This is a genomic window from Streptomyces sp. NRRL F-4489 (genome assembly GCF_001509485.1).
Lineage (GTDB): Bacteria > Actinomycetota > Actinomycetes > Streptomycetales > Streptomycetaceae > Streptomyces.
This window is the reverse complement of record NZ_LLZI01000280.1, coordinates 1-17,377: the sequence shown is the minus strand read 5'-3', so window position 1 is coordinate 17,377 and position 17,377 is coordinate 1. Positions and strand designations below refer to the sequence as shown.

15 protein-coding genes and 1 tRNA gene are annotated in these 17,377 nt (G+C 73.7%); 3 read left to right on the top strand and 13 right to left on the bottom strand.

Annotated features, from left to right (window positions below):
• Positions 1-31: 31 nt before the first annotated feature.
• On the bottom strand, positions 32-1,210 hold the full coding sequence (locus ADL22_RS31115; protein WP_066987521.1) for a glycerophosphodiester phosphodiesterase: 1,179 nt from the start codon (positions 1,208-1,210) through the stop codon (positions 32-34).
• Between the two features lie 313 nt (positions 1,211-1,523).
• Between ADL22_RS31115 and ADL22_RS31110 the strand changes: the two genes are divergently transcribed.
• Positions 1,524-2,192 (top strand): lysophospholipid acyltransferase family protein, encoded by a 669-nt coding sequence (locus tag ADL22_RS31110; RefSeq protein WP_066987519.1) that lies wholly within the window; start codon positions 1,524-1,526, stop codon positions 2,190-2,192.
• A gap of 84 nt (positions 2,193-2,276) precedes the next feature.
• Here ADL22_RS31110 and ADL22_RS31105 read toward each other — a convergent pair whose 3' ends face one another.
• The 5 genes from ADL22_RS31105 to ADL22_RS31085 form a co-directional block, all read right to left on the bottom strand.
• Positions 2,277-4,247 (bottom strand): bifunctional metallophosphatase/5'-nucleotidase, encoded by a 1,971-nt coding sequence (locus tag ADL22_RS31105; RefSeq protein WP_066987517.1) that lies wholly within the window; start codon positions 4,245-4,247, stop codon positions 2,277-2,279.
• Between the two features lie 323 nt (positions 4,248-4,570).
• A complete protein-coding gene (locus ADL22_RS31100; RefSeq protein ID WP_107116449.1) occupies positions 4,571-6,220 on the bottom strand; it encodes an MFS transporter in 1,650 nt (549 codons plus the stop codon).
• Complete coding sequence (locus ADL22_RS31095) at positions 6,217-6,765, bottom strand: TetR/AcrR family transcriptional regulator (RefSeq protein WP_066987515.1); 549 nt, start codon at positions 6,763-6,765, stop codon at positions 6,217-6,219. The genes ADL22_RS31100 and ADL22_RS31095 overlap by 4 nt, the downstream gene beginning before the upstream one ends.
• A gap of 120 nt (positions 6,766-6,885) precedes the next feature.
• A complete protein-coding gene (gene argH / locus ADL22_RS31090) occupies positions 6,886-8,322 on the bottom strand; it encodes an argininosuccinate lyase (protein WP_066987514.1) in 1,437 nt (478 codons plus the stop codon).
• Positions 8,323-8,513: 191 nt separating this feature from the next.
• Positions 8,514-8,909: a DUF488 domain-containing protein gene (locus ADL22_RS31085; RefSeq protein WP_066987511.1), complete on the bottom strand. Its 396-nt coding sequence runs from the start codon at positions 8,907-8,909 to the stop codon at positions 8,514-8,516.
• Positions 8,910-9,054: 145 nt separating this feature from the next.
• On the opposite strand from ADL22_RS31085, the gene ADL22_RS31080 reads away from it, so the two are divergent.
• A tRNA-Pro gene (locus tag ADL22_RS31080) sits at positions 9,055-9,128 on the top strand.
• Positions 9,129-9,310: 182 nt separating this feature from the next.
• Here ADL22_RS31080 and ADL22_RS31075 read toward each other — a convergent pair.
• From ADL22_RS31075 to argC, 5 genes are all read right to left on the bottom strand, one after another.
• Positions 9,311-9,853: an arginine repressor gene (locus ADL22_RS31075; RefSeq protein ID WP_066987508.1), complete on the bottom strand. Its 543-nt coding sequence runs from the start codon at positions 9,851-9,853 to the stop codon at positions 9,311-9,313.
• A gap of 19 nt (positions 9,854-9,872) precedes the next feature.
• Positions 9,873-11,123 (bottom strand): acetylornithine transaminase, encoded by a 1,251-nt coding sequence (locus ADL22_RS31070; RefSeq protein ID WP_066987505.1) that lies wholly within the window; start codon positions 11,121-11,123, stop codon positions 9,873-9,875.
• Entirely contained in the window at positions 11,120-12,073 is a 954-nt protein-coding gene (gene argB / locus ADL22_RS31065) for an acetylglutamate kinase (protein ID WP_066987503.1), read from the bottom strand. Before argB ends, ADL22_RS31070 begins: the two co-directional genes overlap by 4 nt.
• A 73-nt stretch (positions 12,074-12,146) precedes the next feature.
• A complete protein-coding gene (argJ, locus tag ADL22_RS31060) occupies positions 12,147-13,301 on the bottom strand; it encodes a bifunctional glutamate N-acetyltransferase/amino-acid acetyltransferase ArgJ (RefSeq protein WP_066987500.1) in 1,155 nt (384 codons plus the stop codon).
• A 94-nt stretch (positions 13,302-13,395) separates the two neighbouring features.
• Entirely contained in the window at positions 13,396-14,424 is a 1,029-nt protein-coding gene (gene argC, locus ADL22_RS31055; protein WP_066987497.1) for an N-acetyl-gamma-glutamyl-phosphate reductase, read from the bottom strand.
• 179 nt (positions 14,425-14,603) lie between these two features.
• On the opposite strand from argC, the gene ADL22_RS31050 reads away from it, so the two are divergent.
• Positions 14,604-14,921 (top strand): putative quinol monooxygenase, encoded by a 318-nt coding sequence (locus ADL22_RS31050; RefSeq protein ID WP_079064570.1) that lies wholly within the window; start codon positions 14,604-14,606, stop codon positions 14,919-14,921.
• Between the two features lie 189 nt (positions 14,922-15,110).
• Here the strand turns inward: ADL22_RS31050 and ADL22_RS31045 are convergent, their stop codons facing one another.
• Both ADL22_RS31045 and ADL22_RS31040 read right to left on the bottom strand, forming a co-directional pair.
• A complete protein-coding gene (locus tag ADL22_RS31045) occupies positions 15,111-15,599 on the bottom strand; it encodes a VanZ family protein (protein WP_066987495.1) in 489 nt (162 codons plus the stop codon).
• 246 nt (positions 15,600-15,845) lie between these two features.
• Positions 15,846-17,377: N,N-dimethylformamidase beta subunit family domain-containing protein (locus ADL22_RS31040; protein ID WP_234430923.1), on the bottom strand; the 1,532-nt coding region annotated here is incomplete at its 5' end.

Below are 17,377 nucleotides of genomic sequence, written 5' to 3'. Positions count from 1 at the left end.
GGCGCCGGTCCGAAAGCGCGGGCGCGTCCGGTCAGTGCCGGCGGAACTCCTGGGCGGCCAGCAGCGCGGTGTCCGGGTTGTCGGAGAACAGGCCGTCGATGCCGGTGGCGAAGAGCGCCTTGAAGTACGCCAGCGAATCGCCGTAATCGCCCGGGTTCTTGCCGACCCGGAAGTCCAGCGGCAGGAAGCTGTTCTCGTTCCGCACGGTGTACGGGTGGACGACCAGCCCGGCGGCGTGCGCGTCGCGGACCAGGGTGGTGGGCTTGCCGAGCCTGCCCTGGGCGTCCTGCGCGATGATCTGCGGCAGCCAGGGGCCGATGCCCTGCGCGAAGCCGGCGATCCACCGCAGTCCCTCGGGCTTGAGCAGATCGGCGGTGGTGCGCGGGTCGCCCGCCTCGACGAAGTCCCAGGGCCGCACGGACGGCTCGTCGAGCAGGACCACCTTGGGGCACCGCACGCCGAGGTCGCCGAGGCGCTTGAGGCTGCTGGGCTCGAAGGACTGGAGGAAGTTCGGGGCGTGCGCGGTGTGCCGGCCGTACCGGCGCAGCAGGGTGGCGAGCCGCTCCTCCAGGCCCAGGCCCAGCTTGCGGAAGTAGGTGGGGTGCTTGGTCTCGATGTGCAGCCAGACCGGGCGGCCGCGCTCGCGCCCCTTCTTCTCGGCCCACTGCAGGGCCTCCTCGAAGGTGAGGACCGGCCAGACGCCGTTGTAGAGGGTGTTGTGCTGGCGCACGTCCGGTATGCGCTCGGTGGCGCGCAGCGTCTTGATCTCGGCGAGCGTGAAGTCCTCGGTGAACCAGCCGGTGATCTTCTTGCCGTCGATGGTCTTGGTCGTCCGGCGGCCGGCGAACTCCGGGTGGCGCGCGACATCGGTGGTGCCGCTGATGTCCGGCTCGTGGCGCAGGATCAGGTGCCCGTCCTTGGTGGGGACGAGGTCGCCGGCCTCGATGACGTCCGCGCCCATGTCGAGGGCGAGTTGGTACGAGCCCAGGGTGTGCTCGGGGCGGTAGCCGCTGGCGCCGCGGTGGCCGACGACCAGGGGGACCGGCAGCTTGGCGGGGCGTCCGGCGGGCGCCGGCCGGACCGCCTGCTCCGCCGCCCGCTCCGGGCCGGCCGCCTGGGCCTGGCCCGCGCCGGCCAGCACGGCCGCTCCCGCGCCCAGGGCCGCGGCCCCCAGTACCGTCCGCCGTCCCGGCTCGTACCGCTTCCCCATGCGCGCGCTCCTCGTTCCGCGTCGTGTCCCCGCCACGGCCCGGTGGCATTCCGGGCGTTCGGGGCGTTCTGGTGGCAAGCGCTCCCGGCGGCGATGTGCGCGCCTCTCCCGGGAGCGCCTTGATCGTAAGCACGGACGGGTGAGGCCGGGGAGACGTGCGGGGGTACCAGGGGCAACATGGACGTGACGCACGTCAACTCTGCGTATCGGTCCGGTGAACCCGATGTGCGCGCGGTAGTGACCCGCGAGTATGGTCCTGGGCTGCAGAGCACTGCGCTTCCCTGACCTGACCAGCCACGACCCGGAGGGCCCGTTGTCCCGCATTGTGCTGAAGGCGATTCTCGGACTGGTGATGCGTGTCCTGTTCCGCCCGAAGGTCGAGGGCATCGAGCGGATCCCGGCGGCCGGCCCGGTGATCCTGGCCGGCAACCACGTCACGTTCATCGACTCGATGTTCCTGACGCTGCTGGTCAAGCGCCCGGTGTTCTTCATCGGCAAGGACGAGTACGTCACCGGCAAGGGCCTCAAGGGGCGGCTGATGGCGTGGTTCTTCACCACTGCCGGGATGATCCCGGTGGACCGGGACGGCGGGCACGGCGGGGTCGCGGCGCTGATGACCGGCCGCCGGGTCCTGGAGGAGGGCCACGCCTTCGGCATCTACCCGGAGGGCACCCGCTCCCCCGACGGCCGGCTCTACCGCGGCCGCACCGGCATCGCCCGGCTCGCGCTGATGACCGGCGCCCCGGTCGTCCCGTTCGCCATGATCGGCACGGACAAGGTGCAGCCCGGCGGCAAGGGCCGCCCGCACCTCGCCCCGGTGACCGTCCGCTTCGGTGAGCCGCTGGACTTCTCCCGCTACGAGGGCATGGACCGCGACCGCTACGTCCTGCGGGCGGTCACCGACGAGGTGATGAGCGACGTGATGGAGCTGTCCGGCCAGGAGTACGTCGACGTGTACGCCACCAAGGCCCGCGCCGCCTGATCTCCCGCCCGCCCGTATACGGCGCGAGGGCCCCGTCCGTGCTCCGGGCGGGGCCCTCGCGCGTGCGCTATCGGGGGCCGGGGGTCAGCAGGGCACCCGGAAGCCGCCGGGCGCGCGCTGGCCCTCGGCGCCGCCGGGCCGCGCGGTGCGCAGCGCCGCCTCCGGGCGCGGGACGGCGCTGCCGCCGGCCCCCAGGAGCTGCTGGTGCTCGGCGACCGAACCGGTGCGGGCGCCGGGCAGGTCGGCGTTGCGGGCGGTGACGCGGTTGGCTTCCGACGGGGTCAGATGGCCGCGGGTGCGGACGTAGGCGATGAAGCTCTCGAAGTCCCGGGTGTGCCGGACCGGTTCGGTGAAGCCGGTGAAGGCGCTGAAGCCGTCCTGGTTGATGAGGGTGTACGAGGGGGCGGCGAGGCGGTAGCGGCGGGCCGGGTCCAGCGGGCGGCCGTCGATGAGGATGTCGCGCGGGTCGATGCGGCGGCCGGGCGGCGCGGCGGCGTCGAAGGTGTAGCGGACGTTGCCGGAGACGGCCAGCGGCGAGAAGGAGAGGCCGCCGCCGGGGGTCGCCGCCCACTGCTCCTCCAGGGCGTGGTGGATCTGCCGGCCGGTGACCGTGACGGTCATGATGGGGTCGCCGAAGCCGACCGCGTTCCACGCCTGCCCGAAGGTGATGGCGCCGTCCGATGCCTCGTCGCGCACCAGGTCGCCGGAGATGATCGCGGCGCCGACGCGGGGGGCCACCGCGATGACGGCGAGTTCGGCGGGGACGTTGCGGGGGCCGCCGGTGTCGTCCATCGGCCCGTGCGGCTGCCGGCCCGCCCACAGCGCCCAGTCGGCGACGAGGTTGCCCATGGTGGACTCGCCCGCCGCGGTGCGCCGCCGGGTGAACGACGCGCTCTGCGTGCCGATCGCGGTGCGGGCGCGCCGGGCGCCGTAGCCGGCCCAGTAGTCGGCGATCGCCTTCAGCTCCGGATCGGGGGTGATGTCGCGGGTGTTGGGGTGGTTGACGGTGGTGGTCAGGGCACGCACGACCTTGCCGGTGTCGGGGTCGAGGCGGAGGTTGATCTCGTTGATGATCTGGCCGTAGCAGCCGGCCTCGACGAACGGGCGGGGGACGCCCTTGGGGTCGGGCACCATCATGGTGAAGGCGCAGTGCCAGTGGCCGGTGACGATGGCGTCGATGTCGGGCGTGACCCGCAGCGCCAGTTCGTAGGCCGGTCCGGAGGGGTTGCTGCCGCTCTCGAAGTTGCTGCCGGCGACCGCGCCGTCGTGCATGCTGAGCACGATCGCGTTGACGCCGCGCTGCTTGAGGGCGGCCGCGCAGCGGTTGGCGGTCTCCAGCTCGTCCAGGGTGCGCAGGCCGGGCTGGTAGGAGCCGGGGAAGGACTCGGTGCCGATGGCGGTCAGGTGGATGAAGCCGATCGGCAGCCGGCGGCCGCGGCCGGCGTCCACGTGCACGATGTTGTACGGCGGCAGGACCCGGCGGCCGGTGGCGTGGCGGATGATGTTGGCGCTGTAGTACGGGAAGTTCGCGCCGTGGAAGCGGTGTCCGGTGGAGTCGGTGAACGACATGTCGCGGCCGGCGACGGGGAACGGCCGGCCGCGTTCCATGTGGTCGCGGAGGAAGATTGTCGACTTGTCGAACTCGTGGTTGCCGGCCGACGCGAAGTCCAGCCGCATCGCGTTGAGCGCTTCGATGGTGGGTTCGTCGGCGAACGCGGCGGCGTCGAACTCCCAGCCGGAGAAGAGGTCACCGGGGGCGAAGAAGATGGAGTTGCTGCGTCCGGCGCGCAGCCGCTCCAGGTGGGCGGCCATGTAGGCGACGCCGCCGACGGTGTAGCGCCGGCCGCCGGTGCCGGTGATGACGGAGTTGGCGCCGGGGGCGCCTTGCAGATAGCCGTGCAGATCGGTGATGTTGAGCAGTTGGACGTCGACGTACTCGTCGGCCGTGGCGGCGTCGCGGGCGTGGCCGGTGGCGTAGGCGTTGCTGCCGATGGCGCTGGCGGTGGCCATCGCCCCCGCGGCGGTTACGAAGGACCGTCTACCGATGTCGCGCACTGCGTCACTCTCCTGAGCGAGTCCGACCGTTGTGGGGGGACGACGGGAGAGTAAAGCCAGCCGCTTGGGACAACCAGCCACCACGACGCGTACCGGGCGTGAACGGCAGGGGACAGTCGCCCCCGGGGGCGTGTCCTGTGGATCATGGCCGGTGCGCGCGGTCGTGATCCACGGGACACGCCTGGACGGGGGCAGGGGGCGGTGCGGTGTCCCTCGTTCGCCCGCCGGGCACGGCCTTACGGGTGCCCGGCGGGGGGCGGGAACTGACGGGGAGTCAGCCTTGGCGGTGTCTTGCGGACGCCCGGCCCGGCGGCGCGCGGCCGTCAGCGGCGGACGGACGAGCCGCCGGCGGCCGAGCCCGTACCGGCCACCGGCGCCGCCTCGGCCTCCGCGGCCGGCGCCGGTGCCGCGCTGTCGCCCAGCTCCTGGCCGCGCAGCAGGAACCACGCGGCGACCGCGGCGCCCAGCAGCACCACCGCGCTGATCGCGGCGGCGGTGTCCACCGCGCTGACGAACGCGTCCTGAGCCGCCTTCAGCAGCCCCGCGCCCTGGTCGGCGGGGAGCCGTCCCGCGGTGTCCACGGCGCCGCCGAGCGAGGCGCGGGCCGCGTCGACGGCCGGCCCGGGCACCCCGGCGGGCGCGGTGAAGCCCTGGTAGATGCTGGTGACGATGGAGCCCAGCAGGGCGATGCCGAGGGCCGCGCCCAGTTCGTAGGCGGTCTCGGAGACCGCGGAGGCGGCGCCGGCCTCCTCCTTGGGGACGCTGGAGAGGATGACGTCGGCGGTGACGGTGAAGGCGAAGCCGGCGCCGACACCGACCGCGAAGAGGATCCCGCACAGCGCGGCGGTGCCGGTGTCGCCGTGCATGGCCGTGCAGGCGGCCAGCGACAGGCCGACCACCGCCAGGCCGCCGGCCACCACCAGGCGTACCGAGAGCCGCCGGGCGACCCACCCCGCGGCGAGGCCCGCGCCCACCGCGCCGATGGCGGCGGGGAGTTCGACCAGTCCGGCGTCGAGCGGCGAGCGCATCTGCACCATCTGGAGGAACTGCGAGAGGAAGAAGACCAGTCCGGACATGCCGAGGATGGTCAGCAGGTCGGCCAGGACCGCGCCGGAGAAGCCCCGGTGGTGGAAGAGCTTCATGTTCAGCAGCGGGGAGTCCAGGGTGAGCTGGCGGCGGACGAACAGCACCAGCGCGAGCAGCCCGATGACCGCGGCCGGACCGATGTCCCACCGCAGGCCGTGCACCGCCGCCTCCTTGACGGCGTAGACCACGCCGACGATGCCCACCAGGGACAGCAGGACGCTGGGGACGTCCCACGGGCCGGGGTCGGGGTTGCGGGACTCGGGGATCACCTTGGCGCCGACGGCGACCAGCAGCAGCATCACCGGGAGGTTGATCAGGAAGACCGAGCCCCACCAGAAGTGGCCGAGCAGGAAGCCGCCGAGGACCGGGCCGACGGCCGTGCCGGCCGAGGCCATCGCGCCCCAGATGCCGATCGCCAGGCTGCGTTCCTTCGGGTCGTGGAACAGGTTGCGGATCAGCGCGAGGGTGGAGGGCATCAGGGTCGCCCCGGCGACGCCCTGGAGGGCGCGCGCGGCGATCATCATGGCCGGGCTGGACGCGTACGCGGCGAGCACCGACAGCGCGCCGAACGCGACCGCGCCCACCAGCAGCAGCTTCTTCCGGCCGATCCGGTCGCCGAGGCTGCCCATCGAGACCAGCAGTCCGGCGATGACGAACGAGTAGATGTCGCCGATCCACAGCAGCTGGGTGCCGGACGGCCGCAGGTCCTCGCTGAGGAACGGCGTGGCCAGGCCGAGGACGGTGGCGTCCACGCCGACCAGCAGGACCGCCAGGACGAGGACCGAGAGCGCGAGCCAGCGGCCCGGTCGGGGCTGGTCGTCGACATGGGCCGAACCGGCCCGTCCCGGGGCCGCGCCGGCCGGCCGTGCGGCTATCGGATCGCTCATTTCTCCATGCTCCGTCGGATGCCGCCGAGCAGCAGCTCGGCGATCGAGTGGTCGAGGTCGTGGCGCGCCACGCGGCCTTCGTGGGCCGCCCAGGCGCCCGCGCCGAGCAGTCCGTAGAACGCCTCGGTCAGCCAGACCGCGCTCAGGTCGACCCGGAAGTCGCCCTCCTCCTGGCCGCGGCGGAAGAGCGCGGTGAGCCGGGCGTCGAGCCGGGCCCAGCCGGCGTTGACGCCGTTCTCGAAGAGCTGGTTCTCGGTGAAGAGGAAGGCCAGCACCCCCGCGACCGGTTCGGCCTCGCGGACCAGCCGGCGCAGCGCCCCGGCGGCGTCCCCCTCGTCGAGCCGGGCCGCGTCCATGGCCCGCGCGAACCGCTCGATGCCGTGCTCCTCCAGGGCGCGGATCAGCGCGTCGCGGCCCGCGAAGTGCCGGTGCAGGGTCGCCCGGCTGATGCCCGCGGCCCGCGCGATCTCGTCCATCGACGTGGTCGCCCGGCGGCTGAGCAGCGCCGCGGCTTCGGTGAGTACGTGTTCCCGGTCCACAGCCATGAGACACAGCCTAACCGAATGAGACACGAACGTCTCACTCATTTCTTGCCGCTGTGCACGCGAGGGCGGCCCCCACCCCCCGGGTGGAGACCGCCCTCGCCGGAACCGCCGGCCCGGCCGCTACTTGCGTACGGACTTCGCCGCGGCCCACTCCTGCTGCCGCACCAGGTCCGCCCGCACCTCGGCGAGCTGCACCGCCACCGCCGACGGCGCGGTGCCGCCGCGGCCGTCGCGCGCGGCCAGCGCCCCGGGGACGCTGAGCACGCCGCGGACCTCCGGGGTCAGATGCGGCGAGATCTTGGCGAACTGCTCGTCGGTCAGCTCGTCCAGCTCGATCCCCTGGGCCTCGCACTCCTTGACGCACTCACCGGCCACCTCGTGCGCCACCCGGAACGGCACGCCCTGCTTGACCAGCCACTCCGCGATATCGGTGGCGAGCGAGAAACCGGCCGGCGCCAGCTCGGCCATCCGCTCCCGGTGCACCGTCAGCGTCGCCATCATCCCGGTGAACGCCGGGAGCAGCACCCCCAGTTGGTCGCAGGAGTCGAAGACCGGCTCCTTGTCCTCCTGGAGGTCGCGGTTGTAGGCGAGCGGGAGGGCCTTCAGCGTCGCCAGCAGACCGGTCAGATTGCCGATCAGCCGCCCGGACTTGCCGCGCGCCAGCTCCGCGATGTCCGGGTTCTTCTTCTGCGGCATGATCGAGGAGCCGGTGGAGAAGGCGTCGTGCAGGGTGACGAAGGAGAACTCCTTCGTGTTCCAGAGGATGACCTCCTCCGCGATCCTGGAGAGGTCGACGCCGATCATCGCGGTGATGAACGCGAATTCGGCGACGAAGTCCCGGGCCGCGGTGCCGTCGATCGAGTTGCCCGCCGAACCGCGCTCGAAGCCGAGGTCGGCGGCGACCGCCTCCGGGTCCAGCCCGAGCGAGGAGCCGGCCAGCGCCCCCGAGCCGTACGGCGACACGGCCGTCCGCTCGTCCCACTGGCGCAGCCGCTCCGCGTCCCGGGACAGCGCCTGGACGTGCGCGAGCACATGGTGGGCGAAGAGCACCGGCTGGGCGTGCTGGAGGTGGGTGCGGCCGGGCATGGCCACGTCCGGGTGCGCCTCGGCCAGGCCGATCAGCGCCTCCTGGAGCTCGGCGAGCAGCCCGCCGATGATCCGGGCGTGGTCCCGCAGGTACATCCGGAAGAGCGTGGCGACCTGGTCGTTGCGGGACCGGCCGGCCCGCAGCTTGCCGCCGAGGTCCGGGCCGAGCCGCTCCAGCAGCCCGCGCTCCAGGGCGGTGTGCACGTCCTCGTCGGCGACGGTGCCGGTGAACGAGCCGTCGGCGACATCGCGTTCGAGCCGGTCGAGCCCCTCGAGCATGCGGGTCAGCTCGTCGGCGGTGAGCAGTCCGGCCCGGTGCAGGACGCGGGCGTGGGCCCGGGAGCCGGCGATGTCGTAGGGGGCCAGCCGCCAGTCGAAGTGGACGGAGGCGGACAGGGCGGCGAGCGCCTCGGCCGGGCCGTCGGCGAAGCGTCCGCCCCAGAGCCGGACGTCGCCGTTGTTGCTGCTCACGTGCGGTACTCCTCGTGCGTGGGTGGGGAGTGGTGGACCGGCTGCCCGCCGGCGGGGGTCACACCGGGCCGCGCCGGGCGGCGGCGGCCCCTCGGATACATGCACCGAGAGCATAATTATGCAGTCCACCGCATGTTTCGTCAACGCCATCGCCGGGGCCGGACCTCTCGCACGCCGGGGGCCCGTCCGACCTACCCCTCCCCCCGCAGCACCTCCCCCAACACCGCCGCGTTGCTCCGCGGCACCTCCTTGGTCGCCGTCAGCAGCGTCAGCGGCCCGTCCGCGGCCAGCTCCCGCAGGCGCTCGACCGCCGCCGCGGCCGCCCCCTCGGCCAGCTCGCCCCGGTAGCGCTCGGCGAACTCCGCGAACCGCTCCTCCTCGTGCCCGTACCACTTCCGCAGCTCCGCCGACGGCGCCACGTCCTTGCACCACTCGTCCAGCTGCGCGTCCTCCTTGGCCAGCCCCCGCGGCCACAGCCGGTCGACCAGCACCCGCGCCCCGTCCTCCGGCTCCGGCGGGTCGTACGCCCGGCGCACCCGGATGCCGCCGCCTCGCGCCTTACCCTTTTTGCTCTCCTTTGCTGCCATAAATCCATCCAAACACGGTCACCACACCCCCGCCGGGAGGCCCCCGCACCGCCCCGGAAGGGACCCGCTTTGGATTCATCGGCCCGGACAGGGTATTTTTCTTTCTGCACGCCCCGGCCGGAGAAACACCGGCCGGACACGGCACCGGGACGTGGCGCAGCTTGGTAGCGCACTTGACTGGGGGTCAAGGGGTCGCAGGTTCAAATCCTGTCGTCCCGACGGTGCAATGAGGCCGGAGGCCGCCCCGCGGAAACGCGAGGCGGCCTCCGGTCGTTTGTACGGACATCTCGCGGGTGCGGCCCCTCACGGCTGCGGCCCTCTCCCTCCCTTCGGGCAAGGGAAAGGGCCCCGCCCGAGCCGGACGGGGCCCCGCGGGCCGCTGAGGTGCGCTCCTCCTACCCCTACCGCGCCCCCTCCGCCAGTTGGAGGAGGTGGGCGGCGAGGTGCTGGCCGCCGGCGGGGTCGCGGCTGATGAGGAGGAGGGTGTCGTCGCCGGCGATGGTGCCGAGGATGTCGTGCAGCTCGGCCTGGTCGATGGCGGAGGCCAGGAATTGGGCGGCGCCGGGCGGGGTGCGCAGGACGACGAGGTTGGCGGACGCCTCGGCGGAGATGAGGAGTTCGCCGGAGAGGCGGCGCATCCGCTCCTCCTTGGCGGACTCCCCCAGCGGCGCCCGCGGTTTGCGGTCGCCGCCCTCGCTCGGTACCGCGTAGATCAGCTCGCCGCCGGTGTTGCGGATCTTCACCGCGCCCAGTTCGTCCAGGTCGCGGGAGAGCGTCGCCTGGGTGACGGACAGGCCGTCGTCGGCGAGCAGCTTCGCGAGCTGGCTCTGGGAGCGGACCGGCTGCCGGTTGAGGATGTCCACGATCCGGCGGTGGCGGGCGGTGCGGGTCTGCGGTACGGCCGGGCCGCTGTTCTGCGACTCGTTGCCCTGCGGCTCGGTCATCGTTGCGTCAGTCTCCGGATCATCGTTCCCCGTTGGCCGCTTGGCCGGCCGTCGTCAGGACGCCGGGGAGCTTCCGGAGGAACGTCTCCACCTGCTCATCGGAGACGATCAGCGGCGGGGCGAGCCGGATGACGTCCGGCGCGACCGCGTTGACCAGAAGGCCCGCGTCCTGGGCCGCCTGCTGCACCTGCGGCGCGAGGGGCCCGGTCAAGACGATACCGAGGAGCAGGCCCGCGCCGCGGACCCGGCTGACCAACGGGTGGCCCAGGGCCTCGATCCCGGTCCGCAGCCGCTCGCCGGCGCGCTTGACGTGGTCGAGCAGGCCGTCCGCCTCGATGGTGTCCAGGACGGCGAGGGCGGCGGCGCAGACGACCGGGTTGCCGCTGAACGTCGAGCCGTGCGCACCGGGGGTGAGCAGGTCGGCGGCCGGTCCGAAGGCGAGGGTGGCGCCGATCGGGAGGCCGCCGCCCAGGCCCTTGGCGAGGGTGATGATGTCGGCCTCGACGCCCTGGGCCCTGGACTCCAGCCAGTGGCCGGTGCGGCCGATACCGGTCTGGATCTCGTCCAGGACGAGCAGGGTGCCGGTGGCGGCGGTGATCTCGCGGGCGGCCTGGAGGTAGCCGGGCGGCGGGACGACGACGCCGTTCTCGCCCTGGACCGGCTCCAGGATGACGAAGGCGGTGTCGGTGGTGACGGCGGCGCGCAGGGCGTCGGCGTCGCCGTACGGGACGTGGTCGACGTCGCCGGGCAGCGGGCGGAACGGGTCCTGCTTGGCGGGCTGGCCGGTGAGGGCGAGGGCGCCCATGGTGCGGCCGTGGAAGCCGCCGGCGGTGGACACCACGTGGGTCCGGCCGGTGAGCCGGCCGATCTTGAAGGCGGCCTCGTTGGCCTCGGCGCCGGAGTTGGAGAAGTACACCCGGCCGGGGCGGCCGGCCAGCGCCAGCAGCCGCTCGGCGAGGGCCACGGTGGGCTCGGCGGTGAAGAGGTTGGAGACGTGGCCGAGGGTGGCGATCTGGCCGGTGACGGCGCGGACGATGGCGGGGTGGGCGTGGCCGAGCGCGTTGACCGCGATTCCGCCGACGAAGTCCAGGTAGGCGGTGCCGTCGGCGTCCCACACGGTGGCGCCCTCGCCGCGGACGAGCGGGACGCGGGGGGTGCCGAAGTTGTTCATCATGGCGCTCTGCCAGCGCCGGGTCAGCTCCTCGTTGCCGGCCGGCGCGGGACCGGACCCGGTGCCCGGAGTGCCCGGGGTCTTCGCCGTCGTGCTCATTCGTTCCCCCTGTGCGGTGTCGGGTGGGTGGCTGCCGTGGCGGCCGGCGCCGGATCGGGGTCCGGGACCACCATCGTGCCGATGCCCTCGTCGGTGAAGATCTCCAGCAGGATGGAGTGCTGGACCCGCCCGTCGATGACGCGGGCGTTGCGCACGCCGTTGCGGACCGCGTGCAGGCACCCCTCCATCTTGGGGACCATGCCGCTGGCCAGCTCCGGCAGCAGCTTCTCCAGCTGGCTCGCGGTGAGCCGGGAGATCACCTCGTCGCTGTTCGGCCAGTCCTCGTAGAGGCCCTCGACGTCGGTGAGCACCATCAGGGTCTCCGCGCCGAGCGCCGCGGCGAGGGCGGCCGCGGCGGTGTCGGCGTTGACGTTGAAGATGCCCGAGGTGTCGCCGTCGTCGCTGCTGCGGGCGATGGACGAGATGACCGGGATGCGGCCGTCGTCCAGCAGTGCCTGGACGGCGCCGGGCTCGATGGCGGTGATCTCGCCGACCCGGCCGATGTCGACCAGTTCGCCGTCGATGTCCGCGTAGTGCTTGGTGGCGGACATCAGCCGGGCGTCCTCGCCGGTCATGCCGACGGCGAGCGGGCCGTGCTCGTTGAGCAGCCCGACCAGTTCGCGCTGCACCTGGCCGGCCAGCACCATCCGGACGACGTTCATCGCCTCCGGCGAGGTGACCCGCAGGCCGCCCTTGAACTCCGATTCCAGACCGAGGAGTTCGAGCTGGGCGCTGATCTGCGGGCCGCCGCCGTGGACCACGACCGGGCGGAGTCCGGCGTGCCGGAGGAAGACCACGTCCTGCGCGAAGGCGCGCTTGAGTTCCTCGTCGACCATGGCGTTGCCGCCGAATTTGATGACGACGGTCTTGCCGTGGTGGCGGGTCAGCCAGGGCAGCGCCTCGATGAGCGTCCGGGCCTTGGGCAGCGCGGTGTGCTTGCGGGTGCTCATCGGCCGGCCTCGTTCCGCTGGGTGGGCTGCGTGGAGTGGGGGCGGGGTGCGCGCGGCCGCGCGGCGGGACCGCTCATGAGGAGTACGCGCTGTTCTCGTGGACGTAGTCGGCGGTGAGGTCGTTGGACCAGATGACCGCGGACGCGGTGCCGGCGGCGAGGTCGGCGGTGATCCGGACCTCGCGGTAGCGCATGTCGACCAGGTCGCGGTCCTCGCCGACCGAGCCGTTGCGGCAGACCCAGACGTCGTTGATGGCGACGTTCAGCCGGTCGGGGTCGAAGGCGGCGGAGGTGGTGCCGATGGCGGAGAGCACCCGGCCCCAGTTGGGGTCCTCGCCGTGCAGGGCGCACTTGAGGAGGTTGTTGCGGGCGATGGAGCGGCCGACCTCGACGGCGTCGTCCTCGGACGCGGCGTTGATCACCTCGATCCGGATGTCCTTGCTGGCGCCCTCGGCGTCGCCGATCAGCTGGCGGGCCAGGTCGGCGCAGACCTCGCGGACCGCCTCCGCGAAGGCGTCCGGGTCGGGGACGGTCCCGGAGGCGCCGGAGGCCAGCAGCAGCACGGTGTCGTTGGTGGACATGCAGCCGTCGGAGTCGACCCGGTCGAAGGTGGTGCGGGTGGCGGCGCGCAGCGCGGCGTCCAGCTGCTCGGCCGGGACGTCGGCGTCGGTGGTCAGCACGGCGAGCATGGTGGCCAGGCCGGGCGCGAGCATCCCGGCGCCCTTGGCCATCCCGCCGACCGTCCAGCCGTCCTTGGTGACCTGGGCGGTCTTGTGGACGCTGTCGGTGGTCTTGATGGCGATGGCGGCCTTGTCGCCGCCGTGCGCGGTGAGTTCGGCGGCCGCCTTCTCGACGCCGGGCAGCAGCTTGTCCATGGGGAGCCGTACGCCGATCAGGCCGGTGGAGGCCACCGCGACCTCGGCGGCGCTGTGGCCGTCGAGCACCTCGGCGACCTTCTCGGCGGTGGCGTGGGTGTCCTGGAAGCCGAGCGGGCCGGTGCAGGCGTTGGCGCCGCCGGAGTTGAGGATCACCGCGGAGACCCGGCCGCCCTTGAGGACCTGCTCGGACCAGCGGACCGGGGCGGCCTTGACGCGGTTGGCGGTGAACACGCCGGCGGCGGCCAGGCGCGGCCCGCTGTTGACCACCAGGGCCAGGTCGGGGTTGCCGTTGTCCTTGATCCCGGCGGCGATCCCCGCCGCGAGGAAGCCCTTGGCTGCCGTCACACTCACTGCGTCTCCTTGGTTGCTTCTCCGGCCGCGGTCGCTTCTCCCGCCGGGCGCGCGGGGCTCATCGCGCTCATCGCGCTCATCGCGCTCTTGGGGCTCACGGGGCGACTCCGACCACGGGCAGCCCCAGCTCCTCGGGGAGGCCGAGGGCGATGTTCATGCTCTGGACCGCGCCGCCGGCGGTGCCCTTGGTGAGGTTGTCGATGGCGCTGATGGCGATGATCCGGCCGGCCGCCGGGTCGTACGCCACCTGGATCTGCGCGCTGTTGGAGCCGTGCACGGCGGCGGTGGTCGGCCACCGGTCCTCCGGCAGCAGCCGGACGAAGACCTCGCCGGCCAGCGCCTTCTCGTACGCGGTGCGGACCGCCTCGGCGTCCGCGCCGGGCCGGGCCTTGGCGGAGCAGGTGGCGAGGATGCCGCGGGACATCGGCGCCAGGGTCGGGGTGAACGACACCGTGACCCGCTCGCCGGCCACCGCGCTGAGGTTCTGCGCCATCTCCGGCGTGTGCCGGTGGCCGCCGCCAACGCCGTACGGGCTCATCGAGCCGATCACCTCGGAGCCGAGCAGATGCGGTTTGAGGGCCTTGCCGGCGCCGGAGGTGCCGGAGGCGGCGACGACCACGGCCTCCGGCTCGGCGAGGCCGGCGGCGTAGGCCGGGAAGAGCGCGAGCGAGACGGCGGTGGGGTAGCAGCCGGGGACGGCGATGCGCCGGGCGCCCTTGAGCGCCTCCCGGCCGCCGGGCAGCTCCGGCAGGCCGTACGGCCAGGTGCCGGCGTGCGGGGAGCCGTAGAACGCCTGCCAGTCGGCGGCGTCCTTCAGCCGGAAGTCGGCACCGCAGTCCACCACCAGCACGTCCGGGCCGAGCTCCTCGGCGACCGCGGCGGACTGGCCGTGCGGCAGGGCGAGGAAAACCACGTCGTGGCCGGCCAGCGCCGCCGCGGAGGTCGGCGCGAGCTCCCGGTCGGCCAGCGGCCCGAGGTGCGGCTGCACCGCGCTCAGGCGCTGCCCCGCCTGGGAGTGCCCGGTCACCGTGCCGATCTCGATCTCCGGGTGCGCCAGGAGCAGGCGCAGGATCTCCCCTCCCGCGTATCCGCTCGCACCGGCGACTGCTGCTCGTACCGTCATGGCCCCTGGACCCTCCTCTTCGATGGCATGACTATACGGATGGCGGCAGTTTTATGCAATGCCCTCCGCACGGGCGGCTCGTTTCGCACCGTGGCGACGATGCGTGGGCGAACCCTCGGCCCGGTCGCCGGCCCCGTGCGAGGATCGCTCCGGACCGGGAGCGCGTCGCGGGAGCGGAGATGGGCATGGACAGGGTCGGCCTGTATGTGAAGTTCCGGACGCGGGCGGGGCAGCGGGACGCCCTGGTCCGGATCCTGCTGTCGGCCGCGGAGCTGATGGCCGGTGCGCCGGGGTGCGAGCTGTACGTCGTGAACACCGTCCCCGGCGAGGACGACGTCGTGTGGGTGACGGAACTCTGGCGCAGCGCGGCCGACCACGAGGGCTCGCCGGCCGTGGCCGGGGTGCGGGAGCTGATCGGGCAGGCGGTGCCGCTGCTGGCGGGGCCGCCCGAGCGGATCGATCTGCGGCCCGCCGGCGGCGCCGGTCTGCGGCGGTGAGCACGGCCGTCCGGTGCCCTTCCGGGCACGCCCGCCGATTCCCTCCGGGGCCACCTGCCGGTCTTCATCAAGGCCACCCGCCAGTCGTCGCGCACTGCTGACCACCGACCATTGAACGCCGCGGGGCGGGCTACCGCTCTTCGGCGCACGGGCGGGCTTCCTCGCACCGGCCGCCGCGGGGCGGCGCGGTCAGCGCGGCGAGGGCACCGGCCGGCGGGCCGCGTTCGCGATCAGGCGTATCAGGGCCGCGCAGGCGAAGCCCGCGAGGCAGCCCAGGGTGTTGGACAGCAGGTCGTTGATGTCCGCCGTGCGGCCTGTACGGGCCAGGTACTGCGTCGTCTCGATGGTCAGCGAGCCGAGGAAGCCGCACAAGCCGGCGGCCCAGAGGGGGGTGCGCAGGCCGGCGAGGAGCGCCCCGCCGGGGACGAACATGATCATGTTGAGGATGAAGTCGTGGACGTCGGCGGGGTTGGAGGTGTCCAGCAGCGCCAGATTGACGGCCTGGCCGCCCCCCGAACGCGTACCGAAGGTCAGCCCGGCGACTCCGCACACCCACAGCCATCCCAGGGCAGCGATGACGCGGTGCGACGGGCGCCGGGGGCGCCGCAGGGCGAACGCCGTGACGGCGATCGCGGCGGCGCCGATGCAGCCGGCGGCCAGGGCCACGGAAAAGGACACGTTTCTCCTCGTGCGCTCGCACGGCCCGGGCTCTCCGCTCGGAGGCCGGCCGTGGTGATCTCCTGCGGGCTCCGCCGGAACCGGACGGCCCGGACGGAACCCGATACGCGCAAAACGACAGGAAACGCCAGGCCGGGAGTTCCGCGGCCTGCCGGTGAGACGCGTCACTCCCCTGGCGCGGCGGCCGACCGGCCCGCCCCCTGGGCCATGCCCTCTCGCCGCGCCAGCCCTCCTGATCCGGCTTGATCAGGCGCCGTACACCCGGCCGGTGTTCCGTTCCGGGGCCGGGCGGTGGCGGGCCGCCGGGCCCTCGGCGAAGGCGCGGAGGAGGTTCTCCGTGGTGCGGGTGACGAACGCGCCGGTGCGGCGGTCCAGGCCGTGGTTGCGGCCGTTGTCGCCGGTGCCCGCCATCAGGGCCTCCACCCAGCGCATGGTGCCGGTGGCGAAGACCCCGGCGCCGCCCGGGACGGTGTAGTACGCGGAGTCGGCGTGGCTGGCGCGGCCGGCGCAGACCAGCGGGGAGTGGGCGACGATCTCCAGGTCGGCGGGGGCCGGGGCCCCCGGGGTGACCCGGTCGTACTCCACGCCGACCAGGTGCGGGAAGGCGTCGCCGGCCCGGACGCCGGTGCCCTCGAAGAGCCAGTGGCCGGCGCCGTGCACCACGTAGGGCGCGTCCGTGGGATAGCCCTCGTAGAAGACGCCGGTCAGGGACGACTCCGGGTCGGCGGCGGGCGGGGCGCGGAAGTCGTGGGTGGGCGGGCCCTGGTCGGCGGCGAACCGGGGGTCGTCGCGGTAGGCGGTCTTGTAGCAGGTCACGGTGCGCAGCGGACCGTGCGGGCCGGGGTCCAGGCGGACCCGGCGGAAGCAGGCGTTGGCGCCGAGGAAGGCGAGGTTGGTGCCGGCGTCGCGGGCCCGGGTGACGTGCGCGCGCCGCTCGGGGGTCCAGTACTCGTCGTGCCCGAGCGAGAGCACGGCGGTGGCGCCGCGCAGCGCCGCCGGGTCGCGGTGGACGTCCACGGAGGTGGTGTACGCCAGCGGCAGGCCCAGGCGTTCCGCCAGGACGACCAGGGCGCGTTCGTAGACCAGGAACTTCTCGGCGCCGGTGGCGTCGTAGGGGCGGTCGAAGCTGACCGCGAGCGAGCGGGTCGCGTAGGCGCCGTCCGGGCCGTGGTAGAGGCTGCGGCCGCCCCAGGCGTTGTACGCCTGCCAGGTCGTCACCGCGTGCATCAGCACGGTGCGGCCCGCGGCGCCGGGCGAGCGGACGACGAGCGGGACGTAGCGCTGGTGGCCGCGGTCGCTGTCGAGGCGGAGCAGATAGGCGCCCGGCGGCCAGCCGTCGGTGCGGACGGTGGCGGTGCGCGGCCAGTCGGCCCGTACGGTGCGGGTGTCCGCCAGGAGGCGGGGGGCCGGGCCGCGGCGCCCGGGGAGCCGCTCCGAGCGCCATACGAGCCGCGCCTCGGCGCCGCCGTACCAGCCGACCCGGTAGGCGGAGACCCGGAAACCGGGCGCGGTGGTGGAGACGTGCAGGCCGAACTCCTCGCCGGGCCGGACGCTGACCCGGTCGGTGTAGCCCTCGACGGCGTCCGGCGGGCCGGTGGCGCGCAGCCGCCAGTCGGGGCTGCCGGGGCGGTCCCGTTCGGCGGCGAGCGGGTCGGCGGGGCGGTGGCCGCGCGGCGGACCGGAGGGGGCGCCGCAGCCGGCCAGGCCGGTGGCGAGCGCGGCGAGGCCGGCGAGGCCGGCGGCGGTGCCGAGGAAGTGGCGGCGGGCGGGGGCGGGAT

Coding starts and splice junctions, on each gene's coding strand:
- ADL22_RS31115 (WP_066987521.1), bottom strand. CDS start 1,210: ATGGGGAAGCGGTACGAGCCGGGACGGCGGACGGTACTGGGGGCCGCG.
- ADL22_RS31100 (WP_107116449.1), bottom strand. CDS start 6,220: ATGAGCGATCCGATAGCCGCACGGCCGGCCGGCGCGGCCCCGGGACGG.
- ADL22_RS31095 (WP_066987515.1), bottom strand. CDS start 6,765: ATGGCTGTGGACCGGGAACACGTACTCACCGAAGCCGCGGCGCTGCTC.
- ADL22_RS31085 (WP_066987511.1), bottom strand. CDS start 8,909: ATGGCAGCAAAGGAGAGCAAAAAGGGTAAGGCGCGAGGCGGCGGCATC.
- ADL22_RS31075 (WP_066987508.1), bottom strand. CDS start 9,853: ATGACCGAGCCGCAGGGCAACGAGTCGCAGAACAGCGGCCCGGCCGTA.
- ADL22_RS31070 (WP_066987505.1), bottom strand. CDS start 11,123: ATGAGCACGACGGCGAAGACCCCGGGCACTCCGGGCACCGGGTCCGGT.
- argB (WP_066987503.1), bottom strand. CDS start 12,073: ATGAGCACCCGCAAGCACACCGCGCTGCCCAAGGCCCGGACGCTCATC.
- argC (WP_066987497.1), bottom strand. CDS start 14,424: ATGACGGTACGAGCAGCAGTCGCCGGTGCGAGCGGATACGCGGGAGGG.
- ADL22_RS31050 (WP_079064570.1), top strand. CDS start 14,604: ATGGGCATGGACAGGGTCGGCCTGTATGTGAAGTTCCGGACGCGGGCG.